The organism is Flavobacterium gossypii, assembly GCF_014138495.1.
Lineage (GTDB): Bacteria > Bacteroidota > Bacteroidia > Flavobacteriales > Flavobacteriaceae > Flavobacterium > Flavobacterium endophyticum.
Window position 1 is genome coordinate 307,188 of record NZ_JACJIS010000003.1, and the last position, 23,527, is coordinate 330,714.

Annotated in this window: 21 protein-coding genes; 15 read left to right on the plus strand and 6 right to left on the minus strand. The window is 37.1% G+C overall.

Annotated elements, in window-relative coordinates; all coding sequences use genetic code 11:
• The first annotated feature begins 102 nt into the window (after positions 1–102).
• The 5 genes from GGR22_RS14460 (at position 103) to GGR22_RS14480 (ending at position 8,521) form a co-directional block, all read left to right on the plus strand.
• Positions 103–2,130, plus strand: coding sequence for a M3 family metallopeptidase (locus tag GGR22_RS14460; RefSeq protein WP_182494231.1), 2,028 nt, complete (start codon positions 103–105; stop codon positions 2,128–2,130).
• Positions 2,131–2,281: 151 nt separating this feature from the next.
• Positions 2,282–6,085, plus strand: a complete 3,804-nt coding sequence (locus tag GGR22_RS14465) for a gliding motility-associated C-terminal domain-containing protein (RefSeq protein ID WP_182494232.1) — start codon at positions 2,282–2,284, stop codon at positions 6,083–6,085.
• 126 nt (positions 6,086–6,211) lie between these two features.
• Positions 6,212–6,715 carry a GbsR/MarR family transcriptional regulator gene (locus tag GGR22_RS14470; RefSeq protein WP_182494233.1) on the plus strand — a complete coding sequence of 168 codons (504 nt, stop codon included), beginning with the start codon at positions 6,212–6,214 and terminating at the stop codon, positions 6,713–6,715.
• 76 nt (positions 6,716–6,791) lie between these two features.
• The gene (locus tag GGR22_RS14475) at positions 6,792–7,619 is read left to right on the plus strand and encodes a DCC1-like thiol-disulfide oxidoreductase family protein (RefSeq protein WP_182494234.1); all 828 of its coding nucleotides are present in this window, start codon (positions 6,792–6,794) and stop codon (positions 7,617–7,619) included.
• On the plus strand, positions 7,616–8,521 hold the full coding sequence (locus GGR22_RS14480) for a TIGR01777 family oxidoreductase (protein WP_182494235.1): 906 nt from the start codon (positions 7,616–7,618) through the stop codon (positions 8,519–8,521). The genes GGR22_RS14475 and GGR22_RS14480 overlap by 4 nt, the downstream gene beginning before the upstream one ends.
• Positions 8,522–8,563: 42 nt before the next feature.
• Here the strand turns inward: GGR22_RS14480 and GGR22_RS14485 are convergent, their stop codons facing one another.
• Positions 8,564–9,373, minus strand: coding sequence for a UbiA prenyltransferase family protein (locus GGR22_RS14485; protein WP_182494236.1), 810 nt, complete (start codon positions 9,371–9,373; stop codon positions 8,564–8,566).
• Between the two features lie 137 nt (positions 9,374–9,510).
• On the opposite strand from GGR22_RS14485, the gene gcvP reads away from it, so the two are divergent.
• The gene (gcvP, locus tag GGR22_RS14490; protein ID WP_182494237.1) at positions 9,511–12,360 is read left to right on the plus strand and encodes an aminomethyl-transferring glycine dehydrogenase; all 2,850 of its coding nucleotides are present in this window, start codon (positions 9,511–9,513) and stop codon (positions 12,358–12,360) included.
• A 131-nt stretch (positions 12,361–12,491) separates the two neighbouring features.
• Here the strand turns inward: gcvP and GGR22_RS14495 are convergent, their stop codons facing one another.
• Complete coding sequence (locus tag GGR22_RS14495; protein ID WP_121376950.1) at positions 12,492–13,016, minus strand: hypothetical protein; 525 nt, start codon at positions 13,014–13,016, stop codon at positions 12,492–12,494.
• Between the two features lie 119 nt (positions 13,017–13,135).
• Between GGR22_RS14495 and GGR22_RS14500 the strand changes: the two genes are divergently transcribed.
• The 6 genes from GGR22_RS14500 (at position 13,136) to GGR22_RS14525 (ending at position 17,865) form a co-directional block, all read left to right on the plus strand.
• Positions 13,136–13,513, plus strand: a complete 378-nt coding sequence (locus tag GGR22_RS14500) for a group III truncated hemoglobin (RefSeq protein WP_220477668.1) — start codon at positions 13,136–13,138, stop codon at positions 13,511–13,513.
• A gap of 125 nt (positions 13,514–13,638) precedes the next feature.
• Entirely contained in the window at positions 13,639–14,697 is a 1,059-nt protein-coding gene (locus GGR22_RS14505; protein ID WP_182494238.1) for a 3-oxoacyl-ACP synthase III family protein, read from the plus strand.
• Positions 14,698–14,769: 72 nt separating this feature from the next.
• On the plus strand, positions 14,770–15,300 hold the full coding sequence (locus tag GGR22_RS14510) for a methyltransferase domain-containing protein (protein WP_182494239.1): 531 nt from the start codon (positions 14,770–14,772) through the stop codon (positions 15,298–15,300).
• Positions 15,301–15,348: 48 nt separating this feature from the next.
• Positions 15,349–16,197: a glycosyltransferase gene (locus tag GGR22_RS14515; protein ID WP_182494240.1), complete on the plus strand. Its 849-nt coding sequence runs from the start codon at positions 15,349–15,351 to the stop codon at positions 16,195–16,197.
• 133 nt (positions 16,198–16,330) lie between these two features.
• The gene (locus GGR22_RS14520; RefSeq protein ID WP_121376894.1) at positions 16,331–17,080 is read left to right on the plus strand and encodes an MlaE family ABC transporter permease; all 750 of its coding nucleotides are present in this window, start codon (positions 16,331–16,333) and stop codon (positions 17,078–17,080) included.
• Complete coding sequence (locus tag GGR22_RS14525; RefSeq protein ID WP_182494242.1) at positions 17,077–17,865, plus strand: ABC transporter ATP-binding protein; 789 nt, start codon at positions 17,077–17,079, stop codon at positions 17,863–17,865. The genes GGR22_RS14520 and GGR22_RS14525 overlap by 4 nt, the downstream gene beginning before the upstream one ends.
• A 26-nt stretch (positions 17,866–17,891) precedes the next feature.
• Here GGR22_RS14525 and GGR22_RS14530 read toward each other — a convergent pair whose 3' ends face one another.
• A complete protein-coding gene (locus GGR22_RS14530; RefSeq protein ID WP_182494243.1) occupies positions 17,892–18,950 on the minus strand; it encodes a mannose-1-phosphate guanylyltransferase in 1,059 nt (352 codons plus the stop codon).
• Between the two features lie 80 nt (positions 18,951–19,030).
• A complete protein-coding gene (locus GGR22_RS14535) occupies positions 19,031–19,630 on the minus strand; it encodes a SprT-like domain-containing protein (protein ID WP_182494244.1) in 600 nt (199 codons plus the stop codon).
• A gap of 47 nt (positions 19,631–19,677) precedes the next feature.
• On the opposite strand from GGR22_RS14535, the gene GGR22_RS14540 reads away from it, so the two are divergent.
• Together GGR22_RS14540 and GGR22_RS14545 are read left to right on the plus strand one after the other, a co-directional pair.
• Complete coding sequence (locus GGR22_RS14540; RefSeq protein ID WP_182494245.1) at positions 19,678–20,352, plus strand: class I SAM-dependent methyltransferase; 675 nt, start codon at positions 19,678–19,680, stop codon at positions 20,350–20,352.
• The gene (locus tag GGR22_RS14545; protein WP_182494246.1) at positions 20,349–21,065 is read left to right on the plus strand and encodes a VanW family protein; all 717 of its coding nucleotides are present in this window, start codon (positions 20,349–20,351) and stop codon (positions 21,063–21,065) included. The genes GGR22_RS14540 and GGR22_RS14545 overlap by 4 nt, the downstream gene beginning before the upstream one ends.
• On the opposite strand, the gene GGR22_RS14550 is transcribed toward GGR22_RS14545, so the two are convergent.
• Together GGR22_RS14550 and GGR22_RS14555 are read right to left on the minus strand one after the other, a co-directional pair.
• Positions 21,051–21,728, minus strand: a complete 678-nt coding sequence (locus GGR22_RS14550) for an SDR family NAD(P)-dependent oxidoreductase (protein WP_182494247.1) — start codon at positions 21,726–21,728, stop codon at positions 21,051–21,053. The two genes, GGR22_RS14545 and GGR22_RS14550, sit on opposite strands and share 15 nt — an antisense overlap.
• Positions 21,729–21,765: 37 nt before the next feature.
• Positions 21,766–22,710, minus strand: coding sequence for a M28 family peptidase (locus tag GGR22_RS14555; protein ID WP_182494248.1), 945 nt, complete (start codon positions 22,708–22,710; stop codon positions 21,766–21,768).
• Between the two features lie 384 nt (positions 22,711–23,094).
• On the opposite strand from GGR22_RS14555, the gene GGR22_RS14560 reads away from it, so the two are divergent.
• Entirely contained in the window at positions 23,095–23,388 is a 294-nt protein-coding gene (locus tag GGR22_RS14560; RefSeq protein WP_121376903.1) for a hypothetical protein, read from the plus strand.
• Positions 23,389–23,527 lie beyond the last annotated feature (139 nt).

Genomic DNA, 23,527 nt, shown 5'->3' on the forward strand with positions numbered 1-23,527 from the left:
TTTATCCATCAATTTTATACTTTTGAAAACAGCATGCCGAGAGATAATTTTCGGGCATAAAAAAACATATTCTCTATTCTCAAAATATTAAAAAGACCCGATATGTCAGTCCTTACAAAAAAATTTACGACAAAATACGATACAGCACCTTTCTCCCAAATCAAGAATGATGATTTTCTTCCTGCCTTCCAAGAGGCTATTGCAGACGCCAAAAAAGAAATAGACGAGATTGTCAATAATCCAGAAGAGCCTACTTTTGAAAACACTATAGAAGCCATGGCTTTTAGCGGTGCTACGTTAGACAGGATATCGAATATTTTCTTTAACCTGCATTCGGCCGAAACCAACGATGAGCTTCAAAAGATAGCACAGGAAGTTTCTCCCCTATTATCTGAATTTGGGAATGACATCCGACTTAATGCCGACTTATTCAAAAAGGTCAAGGCCGTATATGACAATAAAAACAACCTCTCGCTCACGGCAGAACAGGCTACCTTGCTCGACAAGCAGTACAAAAGCTTTTCGCGAAACGGAGCCAACCTATCTGAAGACAAAAAAAGCAAATTGCGCGAAATCGACAAGGAACTTTCGCGATTGAGCTTGGAGTTTGGAGAAAATGTACTGTCGGAAACACATGCCTTCCAGCTTCATATTACCGATGAAAAAGACCTTTCCGGATTACCAGAAGGAACGATAGAAGCTGCCAGAGAACTGGCCCAAAACCAAGAAAAAGAAGGCTGGGTTTTTACGCTGGATTATCCGAGTTATGTGCCTTTTGTGACGTATGCAGGTAACAGGGAACTGCGCAAGAAGATGGCAGTTGCCTTCGGTTCTAAAGGTTTTCAGAAAAATGAATATGATAATCAGGAAATTGTTTTGCAGATTGCCAAGCTTCGCTATGAAAGAGCCAAGCTTTTAGGTTATGCTTCGCATGCGCATTTCGTGCTCGAAGAAAGAATGGCAGAAAGTCCTGAAAAAGTAACTACCTTCCTTAACGACTTACTGGCAAAAGCACGACCTGCGGCCGAAAAAGAATTCAAACAGCTGACAAATTTTGCTAAGGAACTAGACGGCATTGAGCAGTTGGAAAAATGGGACGGCGCCTACTATTCTGAAAAGCTGAAACAGCAGTTGTTCAATCTGGACGATGAAAAGCTAAAGCCTTATTTCAAACTAGAAAATGTATTGGAAGGCGCTTTTACCGTAGCCGGAAGATTATATGGGCTGACGTTTGTAGAAATAAATGATATCGAGAAATACCATGCTGATGTAAGAACGTATGAAGTAAAAGACGTTGCTGGCAATCTCGTTTCTATTTTTTATGCGGATTTCTTTCCGAGAAAAGGAAAAAGGAATGGCGCATGGATGACGTCTTTCAAATCGCAATATGTTTTGGGCGGCATCAACGAAAGACCGCATGTTTCTATCGTATGCAATTTTACAAAGCCTACAGAAACCAAGCCTTCTTTATTGACTTTTAATGAAGTGACTACTTTATTCCATGAGTTCGGACATGCTTTGCACGGGATGCTGGCGGATACGGTTTATCCTAGCTTATCGGGTACCAGCGTGTATTGGGACTTTGTGGAATTGCCAAGTCAGATTTTCGAAAATTGGTGTTATGAGCCGGAAGCACTGGCTTTGTTCGCGCGCCATTATCAAACCGGAGAAGTTATTCCTACGGAATACATCCAGAAAATAAAAGAAAGCGCAAGTTTCCAAGAAGGCATAGCCACTATGAGACAGCTGAGCTTCGGCTTGCTTGACATGGGATGGCATGGCCAGGATCCTACGTTTATCAAAGATGTAAAGGAATTTGAGAATGAGCAGTTTGCCTCGACGAAGCTGTATCCGGATGTAAAAGAAAATGCTATGAGCACTGCTTTTTCACATATTTTCCAAGGCGGCTATTCCTCTGGATATTACAGCTACAAATGGGCTGAGGTATTGGATGCGGATGCTTTTGAGTATTTTAAAGAACAGGGAATATTTAGTCCGGAAGTGGCTACTAAGTTCAAAGAAAATGTCCTTTCTAAAGGCGGAACGGAGCATCCAATGATTTTATACAAGAGATTTAGAGGCAATGAGCCAAAACCTGACGCACTGCTCAAAAGAGCAGGACTGCTTTAGTTTTTAATTATTTGATTTTAAAATATTTGGGATTGCCAGTAAAATAAGGCAATCCCTTTTTTTATTCTATACTTTAACTTTTGGAATTATGGAAATCCATAATTTTTCTTACAGTTTTTCATATATTTGATACCTTTCTTAACTTCTTTTTATGAAAAAACTTTACCAGAACTTTATCTTTGCGTTAATTTTTTCCTTGAATGTAATCAGCTCCTACGGGCAGCTACCAGATTTCACTCTTACGGTCACATCAACTGATGAGACTTGTAATAGAAACGGAATACTTTCCTTTACAGTAAGCGGGACACATCCCAATGCTAACATTATCTATACTATTTACAAGCTGCCGAACACAACCTCTCCGTATGCAACCGTGAGCACAAATACCTTGTCGGGTCTTGTTGGAGGTACGTATAGGGTCATTGCTACCCAAACCTTGGGAACCGAAAGCAATAACAAGCAGCAGGATGTCGTCATCAACAGCACGGTCACTGCATTACAATTCAACATGACATACAGTGATATTCCCTGCAGTCTTAATAGAAACATCAATGTTATTGTTACTTCTGGAAATCCCACAGGATATGAAATTATAGCAGGACCTGTTATAAAGTCACGACAGCCATCTAATGTTTTTACCAATCTCGTAGCCGGAAATTACCTGATCAAAGTATATGATTCTTGTGGCAATGCGGTAACCCGATCGTATACTTTAGTGACGCCTGAAAGCATATCAAATCCGCTTGCTATTTCGGAACATTTAGTTCCAGATCCAGAATTGTCTGCGTGCAGCTCAGTTGGAGTGAGACATGTATTAAGCATCGATCCAGACTATATTATCAATTATCCACTTACCATTGTATATACTATTTATCCACCAGGCGGTGGCGCACCGATTATAAGAACTTTTACAATCAACAGAATTGAAGATTTTACTTCATCCGACCTTACATCTAACCCAAACACTTACGTTTTTGAAGCCGACTTGCCTTATTACGATCAGCCTTATAGCTATAATTTATTGATTACAGATGCCTGTGGCAATCAATTCCAAAAAGAAAGTAATCAAGTCATTGAAATGTATGAAGCATCCATACAAACGCAAATCAACAACTGTGGCATAAAAACATTTTCTGTCAAAGCATCAAATTTCGTCTACCCTATTACGGTGCAATTTCTTTCTGCTCCAGCTGGTTTTAATCCGAATCTCTATAACCCATCGCATCCTACTTTTTTTAGCGATCCGACGTATGGAAATACTACAAATATACTTCCCGAAGGCAGTTATCTGGTTAGGGTAACGGATGCCTGCGGAAGAACAGATACCGCTGAGGTAAATATTGTCCATGAAACCACAGCCGAAGTGACAGCAACGGGCTCTTGCGGCGCTTCAGGAACTATTAGCGGAGAAATTTTGGGCTCCAATATTGTTTCTGCCACTATACAAATTGCTCCTTCAAATTTTGCTTTTCCTACGCCTTATAACGTCAATGCTTATATTCAGCCAGATGGAACTATTTTTATCTCGGGCATACTGGTCCCTGGCCAATATACTATCATTCTTTATGATGATTGTGGAAATTCTTATACAAAACCCATAACGGTACCTCCCGCCAGTTCTAATGTTCCGAGAGTCAATTATCTAGGAGGATGTGCTCCTGGTTTCGGTTCAGTCTATATTGGAGGCGCGCAAGATGTGCAGCTTTTAGATGCCGAATTTATAACAGTACCTAGTAGTTATAATGGCCCTATGAATGTCTCTAGCAATATCCGGGGAGCCTATTTTATGATGAGCTCGCTTCCGGTCGGGACTTATCGCATCAAGATCAAAGATTCCTGCAATTCCGAGTATATACTGACGCTACAGATTAAAGAATACATTGGAAATACAACTTTTGAAATTGTTGAAGGATGTTCTTCGTTTAATTTCAAGATCAACCATACTAACAACAACGGCTCTTTTCCAAATCTTGGGTATTGGTTGCAGAAATTCAATCCGGTAACCGGCCAATGGGGACATCCGAACACCAATGTAGCCTATCCAGAAAACACTACTCCAAATGGTAATAACTCAATTACTATTGCCAACAATGCTTGGAATCTGAATTTAGCTATCGGAGGGCGCTTCAGAGTTCTAACTGCATCATCTATTTATGGTAGCGTGGGCGTTAGCAGCAATTGCTTATTTGTAATCAAAGAATTCGAGACAGGAAGTCTTCCTGAAATAAAGGGAGCCTTAAATTTTTCGTGCTCAGGCACGCTTTCTGATGTATTATTAAATGTAGAAGGCGAAGGAAATTATGCTTTTAGCATCATTAAAAAAAATGACGTCCCATTTGATTTTTCAAATGGCAATAGTCCTTTATTTACAGATTTAGAATCTGCAGTATACGTCTTTCAAATAGTTGACGAATGCCAAAACACAAGCACTTATACTCATGACGTGACAACGCCATTTGTCTTTTCTATAGCAGCCACATTATGTGACGGACAGAACAGTAGTCTTTCTGTTCCGAATTTCCCTTACTTGCAATACAGATGGTATAAGCAAGGTGCCGAAAACGTTACGTTGAGCACAAATGCCAGCCTCAACTTTAATCCTTTAAATGTCAGCACTAATTCTGGTATTTATCATGTAGCTGTCACCTATCCTGCAGAACCTGATTCATGCTTGAACCAGACTTTGAACTACGAAATCAATGCAGGAACACAACCAAATGCAGGAGAAGACAATACAGTTAATATATGCGACATTCCACCTTCTATCAACTTATTTGACTATTTATTAGATAATGCAGACAGAAACGGTACTTGGGAGCAAATCACTCCAGTCGGTACTCTTTCTGCCAACGTATGGAGTACAGAAGGCGCCCAACAGGGTTCTACTTATTATTTTAGCTATGTGGTAAATGGTTTCTGCGGCGTAGAGGATGAAGCCATAATAGCGATTCATTTCCTCAATATCTTGCCTGCTCCTATTATCAATAGTATAGGACCAGTTTGTGTCGGGGCTCCGATAAATCTGAGAATCCAAAATCCGAATATTCTTTACCATTATGTTTGGTCGGGACCTAACGGATTTACGGCAACGGGCATCGCTCCAGTGTTTCCTAACGCGACCGTAGCCATGTCGGGAACTTATTCTGTCACGGCCAATCTGGTGAATTGTCCGTCGCAGCCCGTAACATTTGAATTGGTCGTGACGCCATTGCCGGAATTCCATTTCGCTAACGAAAACAACAGAATCTGTTCCGGACAAGAAATTTCGCTAAAAGTTGTTCCTGATAATTTTAACGAATTACAAGCTTCTTACCTCTGGAGCAATGAAGCCGGAGAAGTCATCGGAGGAAATTTTGCAGAAGTTGAAGTAAACGAACCCGGATTATATAACGTACTTGTTGATGTAGACGGTTGTACATTTTCGAAAGCAATTGAAGTTGAGGAAAACACAGATACTTTCTCCGTAGGAGCCGAGGCAAAATGTGAAGACGACCACTATATGCTTTCTGCCTATGCAATCGATAATTCTTTTAACGAGTCAACTGCTAGCTATGTGTGGACAGGCCCAAATAATTTTTATGCCACGACACAATCTACAGACATTACCGGATTAGAGTCAGGAACTTATACCGTGGTAGTTACAAATGAGGAAGGATGTTCTGAAACGATATCCATTCCAGTTGAAAAAAGCTATTGCAAGATTCCGAAAGGAGTTTCTCCTAATGGCGATAATGATAACGACACATGGAATTTGGCAGGACTCGACATCTTGAGGGTAAAAATCTTTAACCGTTACGGAATGGAAGTCTATGAAATGAACAACTACGTAAACCAATGGCACGGCCAATGTTCTGATGGAAAATTATTGCCAACAGCAACCTATTACTACTATATCTCTTTCCGAAGCGGAAAAGAAAAAACCGGATGGGTGTATCTGAATCGAGAAGTGCATTGATAACTTTTTGACACAAAATAAGAGGTTGCCAGTACTGCTGGCAGCCTTTTTAATTGAAAATGATAGAAAATAAAATATCTTTCAATTATTTTTGAAAGTTTAAAAATATATTCTTACCTTTGGACTATGGAATTCAAGGAAGCAAAAAATAAATTCATTCAGACGTGGGGAGCATTAGGCTCTCAATGGGGCATTAATAAAACGATGGCCCAAATTCATGCACTGCTGATGATTTCTCCAGAACCGCTTTCTATGGAAGACATCATGGAAGAATTATTGATTTCTAGAGGAAATGCCAGCATGAACCTCCGTGCCTTGATGGACTGGGGCATTGTGTACAAAGAATACAAATCGGGCGAGCGCAAAGAGTTTTTTACAGCCGAAAAAGACCTAGATGAATTGGCCGTAAAAATTGCACAAGAAAGAAGCAAAAGAGAAATCAAGCCAGCCTTAAGAGTCTTAAAAGACGTATCTTCTATCAAAGGCAACGAAACCAAAGAAACAAAGCATTTTGTAGATCAGACCTCCAAACTATACGATTTTGTTTTAAAAGCCGACAATATGATTGACAAAGTAACCGAATTTAAAGACAATTGGATTGGCCGTTTGGTCATGAAAATCATGAAGTAAAAAAATTTGATTAAAAGTTTCATTTTTTTCTGAAAGTTTAAAACACTATTATAACCATTAATCAAAACTATTGATTATGAAAACACTTGAGCACCAAACCTTGCTTTATGACGAAGATTGCCCGCTTTGCCAAGCCTATAGTACAGGTTTTATAAAAGCAGGAATGTTGGATAAGAATGGCAAAAAACCTTTCTCAAACCTTACTGATGAAGAACACCGTTTCATTGATTTTAAAAGAGCTTCTAATGAAATTGCTTTAGTCGATAACCAAAACAAAACCGTAATTTATGGAATCGACAGCTTGCTGAAAGTGATTGGAAATTCTTTTCCTTGGATGGAAAAAGTCGGAAACATTTCTCCAATAAAATACTTGTTGAAAAAACTGTATTCATTTATCTCTTATAACCGAAAAGTAATTATTCCGAATAAAAAAACAGAACAGAATATTTTGCAATGCATTCCAAGTTTTAATTACAAATACAGAATTATTTACATCCTTTTTGCAATAATCATTACGGCTTTCACGCTTTATAATTACTCAGGATTGTTTCAAGATTTACCAAAAGGGAATTTTAGCAGGGAAGCTAGTTTAGCCTTCGGACAAATTATTTTTCAAAGCTCATTTCTATTAAAATTCGACAAAAAGACTGTTCTAAATTATGTCGGAAATCTGATGACAGTTTCCCTATTTGGCTCTCTTCTTTTGACTCCGGTTTTACTCCTAAATCAATTCCTAGAAATCCCAGAAATTATAATTCTAGGCTGGTTCGCCATTACCGTTTTGCTGATGTTTATGGAACATTTCCGAAGAATTAAAATTCTACAACTCCCTCCCTATCTTTCTTACACTTGGGCAGTCTACAGGATTATTGCCTTAATTATCATCTTAAATTTATACGTATGAAAAAGCTTGTAATCGCAGCAGGAACAGGATTCTTAGGCCAAGTTTTGGCGAATCATTTTAAAGATAAATTCAAAGAAATAATTATCCTTACGAGAGGAGATTCTAAAATAAAAGACGGCATCAACTATATAAAATGGAACGCCAAAACATTTTCTGGCTGGGAAAAAGAATTAGAAAATACCGACGTGCTTATTAATCTTGCAGGCAAATCTGTAGATTGTAGGTATACGGAAGAAAACAAAAAAGAGATTCTCGATTCAAGACTCGAAAGCACTCGCATTCTAAATCTTGCCGTTCTTCATTGTCAAAACCCTCCAAAACATTGGCTAAACTCTTCAACTTCCACAATATATAGGCATTCATTAGACAAACAAATGGATGAGGTCGATGGTGAAATCGGAGATGATTTTTCTATGAATGTTGCCAAATCTTGGGAAAAGGCTTTTTTTGAAACCGAAACGCCAACAACTAGAAAAACAGCGCTGAGAACTTCAATAGTATTAGGCAAAAAAGGAGGTGCATTTCTTCCTTTGAAAAATCTAGCGAAAATAGGTTTTGGAGGTAAACAAGGAAAAGGCAACCAATTTATCAGCTGGGTTCATGAAAAGGATTTTGCCAGGGCGTTAGAATTTATTCTTGAAAAAGAATTGACCGGAGTCGTAAATATTGTTTCTCCAAAACCGATTCGAAATGCTGCTTTCATGAAAATACTTCGTAAAAGCTTAGGCATTCCAACTGGAATTCCGATTAACGAAAAGCTTTTGAAATTTGGAGCAAAAATTATCGGTACCGAAACTGAATTAGTATTAAAAAGCAGAAATGTAATTCCGAAACGATTATTAGAAAATGGTTTTGAGTTTGAATTTGGAGATTTGGAAATGGCTTTAAAGAATTTAAAATAACCAACCCTGACAGCGTTTTAAACGCTGTCAGGGTTATAAAAATCAAACCAAATAAATCATCCCTAACCAAAAAATCGGAATACTTTCCACCCAAAAAGAAGTATAATATTTCGAACGATTCTCATTAGCAAACAACATAAAAAGAGCAGTCGTAATAACCAAAATAGCATTGACAAAAAGCTGGTTAATATCGATTGTGCTTTTCAAAAACTCCAAGAAATAAAGCGGAATAAGTATAAGTATTCCTAAGATTTTGGTTTTTGCCACTCCTATTCTTTGAGGTACGGTTTTCAGAGCAGGATCATCTGTTTTCAGATCAATGATTTCAAAAATCAAGATCAAGCTGATGACCAATAAAAATCGCTGGCAGCATTTGAGAATTACATCTGAAAAGACTTCTGTTCCTGCGTTCATCAAAGGCAGCAAAGTGGTAACGCCAGACCAGCAAATAGCTACGATATAAATCTTGACACCGCTCCAATTCCGTATATTTTTTTTCTTTGAAAAAACAGGAACCGTATACAAAAATGTCAGTCCAAAGAAGATTATGGCAGTTATCTGAGTAACACTGCCCAAACAAAAAAAGAAAAAAATAGATGCCAAAAGCGAAATAACGCTCACTATTGCAATCGCTTTTAATTCAAATCGCAATGGCTTTTTATTTCGAAAAAAATCTTCGTACTTGATAAAGTTATATCCGAAAATTGTTCCAAAAAACGCAAAGCCGGCCATCGGTAAATCAAAGCTATTTTGGAACATGTGATTGGTCATCAGAACCAGGGACAGAACTGCAATAGCTACATGGATGCTTCCGTTTATATAAAAATCAAATAGTCGTCTGATAGCCTGCATACTGCAAAAATAACGAAACTGTTAACAACACGGTATTTTCGTTGAAAATTTCCTAAAAAAACCATGTTAAAAAAGGATTTATTTTTGAGATTAATAAGTACTTTTGTGCCACAAAAAACAACCCACTACAATATTATATGAAAACAGATACTTTTGCTTTAAGACATATCGGTCCGAGAGAAAACGATTTGCAGCACATGCTGAAAACTATTGGTGTTGAATCAATTGACCAGTTGATTTATGAAACGCTTCCGGATGACATCCGTCTAAAAGCGCCATTGAATTTAGAACCAGCAATGACTGAATATGAATATTTGAATCACATTCAGAAATTAGGAAATAAAAATAAAGTATTCAAATCATATATTGGTTTGGGTTATCATCCAGCTATCGTTCCTGCGGCTATCCAAAGAAATGTTTTTGAAAATCCAGGATGGTACACGGCTTACACACCTTATCAAGCTGAAATCGCACAAGGCCGTTTGGAAGCTTTGTTGAATTACCAAACGACTGTTATCGAATTGACAGGCATGGAAATTGCCAACGCTTCTTTACTTGACGAAGGAACTGCCGCTGCAGAAGCCATGGCATTGCTTTTCGACGTAAGAACACGCGACCAAAAGAAAAACAATGCAAACAAATTCTTCGTTTCTGAAGAAATATTGCCACAGACTTTATCAGTCCTACAAACTCGTTCGACTCCAATTGGCGTAGAATTAGTTATCGGAAACCATGAAGAATTTACTTTCGGAAATGATTTCTTTGGAACTATTCTTCAATACCCAGGTAAATTTGGACAAGTCTATGATTACGCTGGATTTATTTCTCAAGCAAAATCAAACGAAATAAAAGTAGCCGTTGCTGCTGATATCTTAAGCTTGGTAAAATTAACTTCTCCTGGTGAATTAGGAGCTGATGTAGTTGTTGGAACAACGCAACGTTTCGGAATTCCGATGGGTTACGGCGGCCCACACGCAGCTTATTTTGCTACAAAAGAAGAATACAAAAGAAGCATGCCGGGAAGAATCATCGGCGTGACTGTTGATACGAACGGAAACCGTGCACTTCGTATGGCTTTGCAGACTCGTGAACAGCATATCAAACGCGAAAAAGCAACTTCAAATATTTGTACGGCTCAAGTACTTTTGGCTGTTATGGCCGGAATGTATGCAGTATACCACGGTCCAAAAGGATTGGAATATATCGCTGATAAAGTTCATGCTTCGGCAGTAACTACAGCAGAAGCCTTGAATAAAATCGGAATTACCCAAACGAACACTTCTTTCTTCGACACGATTGTCGTGAAAGCAGATGCTCAAAAAGTAAAAGCGATTGCCGAGAAAAACGAATTCAATTTCTATTATATCGATAACGAAACGGTTTCCATTTCATTTAACGAAACAACCAGCTTGGCAGATATCAACACGATTGTGGCTATTTTTGCTGAAGCTGCAGGAAAAGAAACTGTGAAAGTAACCGAATTAGCTACACAAATCAGCTACCAAGAAAGCTTAAACAGAACAAGTACTTTCTTGACACACGAGGTTTTCAACAAACACCATTCGGAAACAGCTTTGATGCGTTACATCAAAATGCTGGAAAGAAAAGATTTGGCATTGAACCACTCGATGATTTCATTAGGATCTTGTACGATGAAATTGAACGCTGCAGCAGAAATGCTGCCGCTAAGCATGGCAAATTGGAACAACATTCACCCATTTGCTCCAGTAGAACAAGCGGAAGGATACCAAATCATGCTTAAAAAATTAGAAGAGCAGTTAAACGTTGTGACTGGTTTTGCCGGAACAACTTTACAGCCTAATTCTGGTGCTCAAGGCGAATATGCCGGTTTGATGGTTATTCGTGCGTACCATCAGTCAAGAGGCGAATCACACAGAAACATCGCTTTGATTCCAGCTTCGGCTCATGGAACAAACCCAGCAACGGCAACAATGGCAGGAATGCATGTTGTGGTAACAAAAACATCTGAAAACGGAAACATTGACGTTGAAGATTTAAGAGCAAAAGCAATCCAATATAAAGATAACTTGGCGTGTTTGATGGTAACCTATCCATCGACTCACGGGGTATACGAAGCATCTATTATTGAGGTGACAAAAATTATCCACGAAAATGGAGGTCAGGTTTATATGGACGGTGCCAACATGAATGCACAAGTTGGATTGACAAACCCAGCAACTATTGGTGCTGATGTTTGCCACTTGAACCTACATAAAACGTTTGCTATCCCTCACGGCGGCGGCGGACCTGGAGTTGGACCGATCTGTGTTGCAAAACACTTGGTAGAATTCTTGCCAACGAATCCAGTAATTGCAACAGGAGGCGACAATGCAATCACGGCAATTTCTGCAGCACCTTGGGGTTCTGCTTTGGTTTGCTTGATTTCTTACGGATACATCACAATGCTTGGTGCTGAAGGCTTGACAAGTTCAACACATCATGCTATTTTGAATGCCAATTATATCAAAGAAAGATTAAACGGCCATTATGCGACTTTATATTCTGGAGAAATGGGACGTGCGGCTCACGAAATGATTATCGAATGCCGTCCGTTTAAAGAAAAAGGAATTGAAGTAACAGACATCGCAAAACGTTTGATGGATTATGGCTTCCATGCTCCGACAGTTTCTTTCCCTGTAGCTGGAACTTTGATGATTGAGCCAACAGAAAGCGAAAACTTAGAAGAATTAGACCGTTTCTGCGATGCGATGATTTCCATCAGAAAAGAAATCGAGAACGCTTCTACAGACGACAAAAATAACGTCTTAAAAAATTCTCCTCATACATTGGCAATGCTAACGGCGGACACTTGGGATTTCCCATACACAAGAGAAGACGCAGCTTTCCCTTTAGAATATATTGCTGAGAATAAATTCTGGCCATCAGTTCGTAGAGTTGATGATGCTTATGGAGACAGAAACTTAGTTTGTTCTTGTGCTCCGATAGAAGCTTATATGGAAAGTTAATTCCTTAAAATAGATCGATAAAAACCGATAGTTTAAAAGCTATCGGTTTTTTTATATCTGAACATAAAAAATTACAGCATAAAAAAATGCACCGACTTCTCGAGGCATTTGATTTATTAAGAAAACTTATATTAGTATTTGTAAGCTACTCCTTTTTTGATAGCTTGAGAGCCGCCTAATGAATTTGAACTAGCTCCAACAGTAGTCTTGTCAGCAGTTAATAAAATAAAAGGACATCCAAGTTTGGCCGCTTCCATTTTTAGTTTTTTCTCTGCTTTTTTATCTCCTGTATTTCCTGTTTGGAAGTTAATTAAACCTGTTTTTCCTCTAACTTCTTCACCTTTTTTCAATCCAGCGATATACGATTTTTCTTCTAGGATTACGACTTTTTCCCAATCTTTTTCAGAGTTCACGATAATTTTTTCAGAAACCTCTTCAACTCTTCCGCTTTTTCCGTAAACGATTTTTTCAATGGCATACTTACCAATAGAATTTTCTGCATCTTCACCATCATATTTAAACACGATAACATATTCATCCAAACGGATTACTTTTCCATTAACAGTTTCTCCATTGTGCTTGAAGATTTTGTCAGTCTGTGCAAAAATTAATGAGGAGGTCATTAACAACATCAGTAATAAAATACTTTTTTTCATTTTTTCTAAGTTAATTGTTGATTTTGGCGCCAAATATAACATTTTTACTTACAAAAAAAACATAATTTGTTTTTTAATCCTCAAGATATTAACCTAATTTTAAACTTTTCCGAAATAACATGATAAAAGATATTGAAAATCGTGAGGATTTAGTAATGTTAATGTCCAAATTCTACAATAAACTACTTAAAGACAACACGATAAGCTACTTATTTACTGACATCGCCAAAATAAACCTTGAAGAACATCTTCCTATTATTACAGATTTCTGGAACCTGAGCTTGTTTGGCAAAGGCAATTATAAAAATAACGTACTCCAACTTCACTTAGACCTCAATAAAAAGTCAAATTTAACGCCTGAACACTTCAAAACATGGCTTGCTACCTTTAATTTGACTGTTGATGAAAACTTTTCAGGAGAAAATTCGGAACAGATTAAAACCAAAGCTTTATCCATTTCGACCGTTATGCAGATTAAATTACACAAATCAGCATAAAATAAAAGCATATCATTAATATTCTTTCAAAAAAATGACGATATCATAATTATATGCATGCATAGCATTTTTTGTTGTCGGCCCATTAATTTTTAATACATTAGCATAATCTATAAACTTTCAAGATGAATATAAAAATAATTGGTTCTGGCAGTTACATTCCAGAAATCAAAATAACAAACCAAGATTTTGATAAGCATGTTTTTCTAAGTGAAGATGGAACGCCTTTGTCTCATTCTACAGAAGTCATTATTGGAAAATTTAAAGATATTACCGGAATAGAAGAACGTCGTTATGTCGACAACGAATTGCTTGCTTCCGACATTGCTTTTTTGGCCTCACAACGTGCCATAGAAGATGCAAAAATTGACCCTGAAACAATTGACTATATCATACTTGCGCATAATTTTGGAGATGTAAAACACGGCAAAATTCAGTCAGACATGATTCCGAGTTTGGCCTCAAGAGTCAAACATAGGCTTCAGATTAAAAATCCGAAATGCGTGGCCTATGATATTCTTTTCGGATGTCCGGGATGGATTGAAGGTACGCTCCAAGCTAATGCTTACATCAAATCAGGAATGGCCAAACGTTGCCTTGTGATTGGAGCCGAAACACTTTCAAGAGTTATCGATCCGCATGATCGCGATTCGATGATTTATGCCGATGGTGCCGGAGCGACCATTGTAGAAGGCACGGAAGATAGCGAAGGAATATTATCGTATGAAAGCGCCACATTTGCATATGAAGAAGCCAACTACTTGTATTTTGGAGAATCCTATAATAAAGATTTGGATCCAGACGTACGTTATATCAAAATGTTCGGCCGAAAAATCTATGAATTTGCATTGAGCCAGGTTCCATGTGCCATGAAGAGCTGCCTTGAGAAAAGTGGTATTGATATTTCTGAAGTCAAAAAGGTTCTTATACACCAGGCCAACGAAAAAATGGACGAGGCGATAATTCATCGATTTTATAAATTATTTCAGCAAACGCCGCCCAAAGACATTATGCCGATGAGCATCCATAAATTTGGCAATAGCAGCGTTGCAACAGTCCCAACCTTATACGACCTTTTAATGAAAGGAAAAATCGAAAATCAGAAACTTCATAAGGGAGATGTTATTATCTTTGCATCCGTTGGCGCAGGAATGAATGTCAACGCATTTACTTATAGACTATAAAAAGTTCCAGTTTCAGGTTTCAAGCTGTCATTGCAATACTTTGAAAACTTGAAACCTTAAACTTGAAACACGATGTACGAAAAAACGTTTCCTAACAAAAGATTCAAGCATACGCTGGATTTTTTAAACAAGCATATTACTTCTTCAGAAACAATCCTTGATTTAGGAGTGGAAAATCCATTCTCAAAAATCATGAAAGAGGAGGGTTTTAAAGTCCTAAACACGACGGGTGAAGATCTGGATGATAATCAGACTGCACTTCAGGAACAGCACTATACTGTAACAACAGCATTTGAGATATTCGAGCATCTGCTGAATCCTTATACCGTATTGCAAAATATAAAATCCGACAAGCTATTTATTTCTATACCGTTGCGCCTTTGGTTTTCTCCGGCTTATCGCAGTAAAACTGATATGTGGGACCGCCATTATCACGAATTTGAGGATTGGCAGCTTGACTGGCTGTTGGAAAAAACAGGCTGGAAAATAATCGACAGGCAAAAATGGACAAATCCAGTCAAGAAATTTGGAATCAGACCCTTATTGCGAAGATTCACAAACAGGTATTATATTGTCTACGCAGAGAAAATTCATAATTCATAATTCATAATTCATAATTCATAATTCATAATTCATAATTCATAATTCATTATGAACTATTATATCGTCATTCCAGCACATAACGAAGAAGCTTTTATCGCTTTAACTTTGCAGTCTTTAGCAGATCAAACGCTCCTGCCTACAAAAGTCGTGGTGGTTGATGATAATTCGACAGACAAGACATCAGAAATAGTTCAAGAATTTGCTGCAAAATATCCTTTTATAAATCTGGTAAAAAGAACTTCTGAAGCCATCCATCTTCCTGGAAGCAAGGTCATCCAAGCTTTTCACAAAGGATATGAAACGTTGGATAAAAGTTATGATGTAATCGTAAAACTGGATGCCGACTTGATTCTGCCAGCAAATTATTTCGAAACGATTATCACTATTTTCAAATCGGACTCAAAAATCGGCATGGCCGGAGGATTTGCGTATATCGAGAAAAACGGTGATTGGATACTTGAAAACCTTACCGACAAAGATCATATACGTGGCGCTTTTAAAGCATATCGAAAAGAATGCTTTCTACAAATCGGGACTCTAAAGCCTGCTATGGGCTGGGACACAGTAGACGAACTGCTTTGCAAATTCTACGGCTGGAAAGTAGTAACCGACGCCTCCTTAAAAGTAAAACATCTCAAACCAACTGGAGCTAACTACAACAAAACTGCCCGTTATAAACAAGGCGAAGCATTCTATAGTTTAGGCTATGGGTTTCTGATTACAGCTATTGCTTCGGCTAAATTAGCAATGCTTAAGAAAAAACCTTTCTTGTTTTTTGACTACATCAAAGGTTTTCTAAAGGCAAAAACAGCAAAAAAGCCTCTTTTGGTAACAGAAGAACAAGCCCGGTTTATTAGAAACTACCGCCTGAAAAAAATGAAGGAAAAGTTAATTTAATGGTACGTTACCATTTTCATGACTATCTTTAGTCCAATCGCTTTTATCTATTTAGCAGTTTCTCAAAAAAACTCATAATCCATAACCAGCAACTCATAACAAATTTCGTATTTTAGCCATAATTTAGAAACGTATAATGATAATTCGATACTTAACCCAAATAGGCCGCTATTTTATCATGTTGAAGGAAATCTTCAATAAACCGACAAAATGGTCCTATATGAAGCAGCTCATCTTAAAAGAAATAGACGATTTGATCATCGGATCTTTAGGAATAGTTGCTTTTATTTCTTTCTTTATTGGCGGTGTTGTTGCGATACAAACTGCCTTAAACTTGACCAATCCGCTGATTCCAAAAACCTTGATCGCTTTTGCCACAAGGCAGTCTGTAATATTAGAATTTGCGCCTACTTTTATTTCGATCATCATGGCCGGAAAAGTAGGATCTTTCATTACTTCCAGTATCGGAACAATGAGGGTTACGGAGCAGATTGATGCTTTAGAAGTTATGGGAGTAAATTCGCTAAACTACTTAGTTTTCCCAAAAATAGCTGCTTTGATGCTTTACCCGTTCGTAATTGCATTAAGTATGTTTTTAGGGATTTTAGGCGGTTATATGGCTTCTGTTTATGGCGACCTGACCTCTAGCGATGAGTTTATTACCGGATTACAAACCGATTTTATTCCGTTTCACATTGTGTACGCGTTTATAAAAACAATGGTGTACGCCTTTATCTTGGCAACAATTCCTTCTTTTCATGGTTACTACATGAAAGGCGGTGCTTTAGAAGTAGGTAAAGCGAGTACGGTTTCATTTGTTTGGACGAGTGTCGTGGTTATTCTCATGAACTTTATACTAACACAATTACTTTTAAGCTCATGATCGAAGTAAAAGACATAAAAAAATCGTTTGGCGATTCACAAATCTTAAAAGGGATTTCTACCACTTTTGAGGCTGGAAAAACCAATCTTATTATCGGGCGAAGCGGTTCTGGAAAAACCGTTTTGCTTAAGACATTGCTTGGAATTCACACTCCAGATGAAGGATCTATCTCTTTCAACGGAAGAATTTATTCGGAATTGACTCCAGATGAAAAACGAGAATTAAGAACAGAAATCGGAATGGTTTTTCAAGGAAGTGCTCTTTTTGATTCCATGACAGTGGAAGAAAATGTTGGCTTTCCGCTAAAAATGTTTTCCAACAAGAAAAAGAGCGAAATCCGCGATCGCGTCAATCAAGTACTAGAAAGAGTTAATCTTGTGGATGCCAATAAAAAATTTCCTTCTGAAATTTCTGGAGGTATGCAGAAGCGTGTTGCCATTGCAAGAGCTATTGTAAACAATCCGAAATATCTTTTTTGTGATGAGCCAAACTCGGGGTTAGACCCAGAAACGTCTATCCTTATTGATGTCCTGATCCAAGAAATCACGAAAGAATACAATATGACTACGGTCATAAATACGCACGACATGAACTCTGTCTTGCAAATTGGCGAAAAAATCGTCTTCTTAAAAAACGGACTGAAAGAATGGGAAGGAAACAACGAAGAAATTTTAGAGACTAAGAACAAATCTATCGTTGAGTTTGTCTACTCATCAGACCTATTCAAAAAAGTCAGAGAAAGCCTTTTGGCCGATGCTGATGAAGAAGAAAACAACAATAAATAAAAAAAGCCTGCAGAAGCAGGCTTTTTTTATTTATTTATAATCGCTGTAATTCGTTTTATCTCTTGTTCTTTATCCTTTGGATAAATCAGTAACACGTCTTCTCTATCTACGATTATATAATCATTCAGTCCATCAATAACAATCAATTTCTTTGCATCGGTTCGGATGATATTATTTGAGGCATTTTCTAGAAAAACTGTAGCGTTAACCACAGCGTTCAACTGATTATCTTTAGGAAGTTTCTCATACAGAGAACCCCATGTACCCAAATCATTCCAATCAAAAGTAGCAGGAAGCACAAATACATTTGATGCTTTTTCCATAACCGCATAATCGATAGAAATATTTTCCGCATCGGCATAATTCTCTTCAATAAAGACTTTTTCCAAATCAGAATTATAGTTTTCATAGCCTTTCATAAACAAGCTATATAGCTGTGGCTGAAAAACCTCAAAGGCTTGGATAATTGATTTTACGCTCCAAATAAATATGCCTGCATTCCACAGAAAATTTCCGCTTTTCAAAAACTCTTTGGCAGTTTCATAATCTGGTTTTTCTCTAAATTGGCTTACTTTTTTTATAGGATTTTCATCCGATTTATCATATTCAATATAGCCAAAACCTGTATTAGGAAAAGTCGGCTGTATACCTAGAGTCATTAAAGCATTATCTTTTTCGCAAAAGTCAAAAGCAACCTGAAGATCGTTTATGAATGCTCCTTCATCTTCAATCCAATGGTCACTTGGAGCTACAACCATTACGGCATCCGGATTTATTTTTTTTATTTTTAAGGAAGCGTATAAAATACAAGGCGCCGTATTTCTCATTGCTGGCTCCAACAAAACCTGTTCTTGTTTGGCTTCAGGAAGTTGAGCCAAGACCAAATCATTGTATTTTTCGTTTGTCAGGATAAAAATATTTTCTGCCGGAATGAGCTTAGATAGCCTACTAAATGTTTTTTGGATAAGGGTTTCCCCCGTCCCTAGCATATCGTGAAACTGCTTTGGAAATTCGCTAGTGCTCACTGGCCAAAATCGAGAGCCAACACCACCAGCCATTAGTATGGCAAAATAATTCTTATTCATCTTTGGATTATATTTTTACAATCTATGTAAATATTCTTAATTCTAAACTTAAATCAAAATGGTTTAATTAACATTTAACATCAGCTGGGCAAAAGTTCTACTTCTGCATTCGGATTAAATAAATAAATCCTTCCTGAATTTACTTCTAGGCATTCAAACCGTTTGATCCTTTGAGCACCTTTTTTAAATATCTTTCCGTTATGGATTCTAAACAAACTTCCATAAGGTATCTCAAATATATAATTCTTATCGTTTCCTTCGTCAAATTGTTTTAAGGCCAAAGACAAGGTCGCATCCGTGTCGCTGCTTGCTGCCGGATTTCTAAAATGCCTTGCCATCAGTGGCAATATATGGCTTGGGAAAATTTCAGGGCGTATAAAAGGAACCATCAATTGCTGAAAGGTATATTTCCATTCATTCCCATGGGGCTTGATATTCCTGCCAAACTTTTTAAAAGCGACCAGATGCGCTATTTCATGAATCAAAGTCATGAGAAATTTATATTTATTCAGGCTGGAATTTATAGTGATTTCATGTTTGCCGCTGGCTCCTTTCCTATAATCGCCATGGCGTGTCATACGTTCATTGACAATTTTTAGATGGACTTCATTGGCTTTAATTAACTCGAAACATGGCTCTACAGCGTGTTCAGGGAGATATTTTGACAAGACTTCACTCATTATTACAAATTTATTTATTTTTGGTAGAAATGCTATACATTTATGATATGATTGAAGAAATAAAAATATATTATGATGAATTAGCATCGACTTATGATCAGAATAGGTTTGGGAATTCGTATGGCACTTATATCGATTCTCAAGAAAGAGCCTACTTGAAAAAGAACTTGCCTCTTCTTATTTCCAGCAACATCTTGGATTTAGGTTGCGGAACAGGAAGATTTTTAGATCATGCAACCCATGGCGCTGACATTAGTCCAAGAATGATTGAAGTTGCAAAAAGCAAATTTTCAGATAAAGAAATCAGATTAGGCAGTGTTTCTGAAATTCCATATCCCGATGCTTTTTTTGACGTCATATTTTCTCTTCATGTATTAATGCATCTTGACAAGACAATCGTTAATGAATTTCTTCAAGAATCACATCAAAAATTAAAAAAAGAAGGCCGGTTGATTTTCGACTTTCCTTCTAAAAAGAGAAGAAGACTGTTCAAATACAAAAACGAAGGCTGGCATGGCGCTAATGATTTTTCAATTAAAGACATAGAAAACTTGATCGAATTGAATTGGAAGATAAAGCATCGTCAGGGAATTCTTTTTTTTCCTATCCATCGGTTTCCTTCTTCTATCCGACCTTTATTGCAAAAGATCGATACTTTTTTTTGCAAGACCTTTCTCAAAGAGTATTCTTCTTACCTCATTATTGAATTAGAAAAAACATGAATGCGAAAAGACTTATCCCGACGGTCGTAAAGCTAAAATTCAAAATACTAAAAAGGTATATTACTGATCTAGAATTTATTTCTAAAAATCGTTTTGCCAAAAAAAGACCACTAGAAAATATTTCTGGCTTCTCGATCACAAACGAGCAGGAAATAAAAAAAGGAACTTTTTTAGAAAACAAAATCCACAACTTGCAGCTGGCTTCAAAAGCTATTAATGAAATTTGCGTCCTCCCGAACGAATTATTTTCTTTTTGGAAAATAGTTGGAAATCCTTCGGAAAGAAACGGATTTAAAAAAGGGCGGAATATCGTAAACCAAAAAATTTCCGAAGAAGTCGGCGGAGGACTCTGCCAGCTTTCGGGAATCATCTATCATACGGCATTGAAAGCCAATCTTAAGATATTGGAAAGGCACAATCATTCCGTCGATATCTATTCAGAAGAAGAACGGTTCACTCCTTTGGGTGCCGATGCTACTGTAGTTTATGGCTACAAAGATTTGAGAATTGTAAACAACAATCATTTTCCGATACAATTCAAAATCGAAATCGAAGGTTCTCGTATTATTTGTGCACTAAACAGTCCACATGAAATAGAAGAGCATAAAATAACCTTCAATATTGTCGATAAGGGTAAAAAAATAGAAGTAATTACTTTTATAGACACCAAAAAGGTTGCTATTTCTTTTTACAACAAATTAAGGAGTCGATGAAGAAACCTGCAAGACTTTGCCATTATAAAACTTATTCCCTTTTAAGGTAAAATCATAAATATAATCTGCCATTTCTTTTGCCGAAAGCGGAGCTTGATATCCTGGGAAGGCTTCCGCTAGCATTTCTGTCTGTACCGAGCCTAATGCCAAAACATTAAACGAGATTCCTCTTTCTTTATATTCTTCTGAAAGCAGTTCGGAAAGTGTTATTACTGCTCCCTTGCTGGAACTGTAGGCAGAAAGACCTGCAAACTTCATGCTCCCTTGTATTCCGCCCATGCTGCTGATGGTCACGACATGGCTTCCTTGTTTCAGATAAGGCAAAGAAATTCGTGTCAGCGAAGCAACTCCGAAAACATTTACCTTATAAATCTTCTCGAAATCTTGAGTAGAAGTTTCTGAAAATGGCTTTAGCAATAGCGCTCCTGCATTATGAACTATTGCATCGACTTGCTTCCACGCAGAAGAAAGGAAATTTTCGATTTTTGCTAGATCTTCTTCAATTGATAAATCAACAGACAAGCAAGTAATGTTTTTATTTTCTAAAAGTGCCTGTGGCGTTTTTCGAGAAATTGCCAAAACTTGATGTCCTGCGTTTGCAAACAGCAAGGTTAATTCGTAACCGATTCCCCTGCTTGTTCCTGTTATGATGATGTTTTTCATTTCAATTAAACTCGCGATCCCTTTCGGACCGCATTCATTATTTTTTTAGGGTAATTTCCTTTGTAGAAGTATTTGCCATTTTTTCGATTACCGGCAGCATGTCTTGGATAAAGGAAGTCATGTGGGCTGTATCCATTAGCTTAAACTCATCTTGTACTTGGTGATAATAGTCGAAATTCTCAAAATCGAAAGTACAAACTGTCTGGGCTGGAATATTGAATTCTGTAAAAAACGGATAATTATCAGAAGCCATAAACAGCCTATAGGTGAGTTCTTGCTGTACAAACCCAATCAGATTTTTGCCTGAATACTCATTGAATTTTGAAGCCATGTTCGATTTCCCATAACCTGTAATATAGGCCGTGAAATCACGTTTCATAGGAACTCCGATCATTTCAAAATTCAACATCGTATAAATATTAAAGTTTTTTTCTTTCAGCTTTTTAGCCAAATGCTTTGAACCTAGCAGTCCTTCTTCTTCGGCAGAAAAGAACACAAAAAGAATGCTTCTTTTATTCGATTTTGTCTTACCGAAATATTTCACGATTTCAGTTACCGCTGTAGTTCCAGAAGCATTATCATTTGCTCCGTTATTTATATTATCTCCGTCAATTGCCTTTTCCGCCAAACCGATATGGTCATAATGGGCACCGACTACGACAAATTCTTTTTTAAGCTTTGGATCTGTTCCTTCCAAATAACCTACAATATTATAAGTGGTTTTAGGATAGTTGGAGAGTGTATCTTTATAAGTGGAAAAATACGGCTTGATAGAATTCTCTGAAAAAACTTTTTCAAGATATTGGGCCGCCTTATCAATTCCGGGTGAACCCGCAGCTCTCCCTTGCAATTCGTCGGAAGCAAGAAACTCTAATGTTTTAGCGACTGACTGTTGCTCTACTTTATAAGCAACAACTGGGGAATTTGATTTGCAGCTTACTAGGGCACACAAAAAAAACAGAGAAACTATTTTTTTAATCATCGGTCTATAATTGACGGGTTGGCTTTGGCTAAAGTAAAAAAAATACGGCAATAATTGAGAATCTGTAAAGGATAAATAAGGAAACAATTACATCGCATTTTTCTAAAAATAGAGCACAAAGGTGTCATTTCGCATTTTTTTATATCTGATATCAGCGATTCCACATTCTCAAAACGCCACTAAATTTGTTGAATTCCACACTTTTTCTGTTCGTTTTCCACACAATTACACAAATTCCCCATTAGCAACAAAAAATAAAAACAAACAAAAACCATTGATTATCAGATATTTAAACATAATCAGCATTGCCTTTCACGTAATGGCACATTTATTTCTATTAACTAATCGAAAAAGAAAACAACACAATACCACAAAAAAATTGTTATGAAAAAGATTTTAATATTAGCCGCATTAGTATTAGGTTTTGGAATAAACGCTACGGCATCAGAAAAAACGACAACTGAAATTTCCGTTATCCAGGAAAAACAATATAAACCAATTGAACCATCTGCTATTCCAGCTGATGCGTTAAAAACCATCAGTTCAAAATATGGTGGATATACAATAAAGGAAGCTCACGTAGCTGACGATGGAGAGTACAAATTGATTCTGTCAAAAGATGATAAAACTGTAACTGCATACTTCACGTCAAAAGGTGAGTTTATAAAAGAAGCATAGTTTAAGTTAAGTTTGTTGAAGGAAGAATTTATATTCTTCGCAATATTAAAGGAGATGTGGGGGCATCTCCTTTATTGTTTTTATATTATAACATATATTAACACTTAAAATTGGTTTAAAATTTTAAATTTGTGAAAAA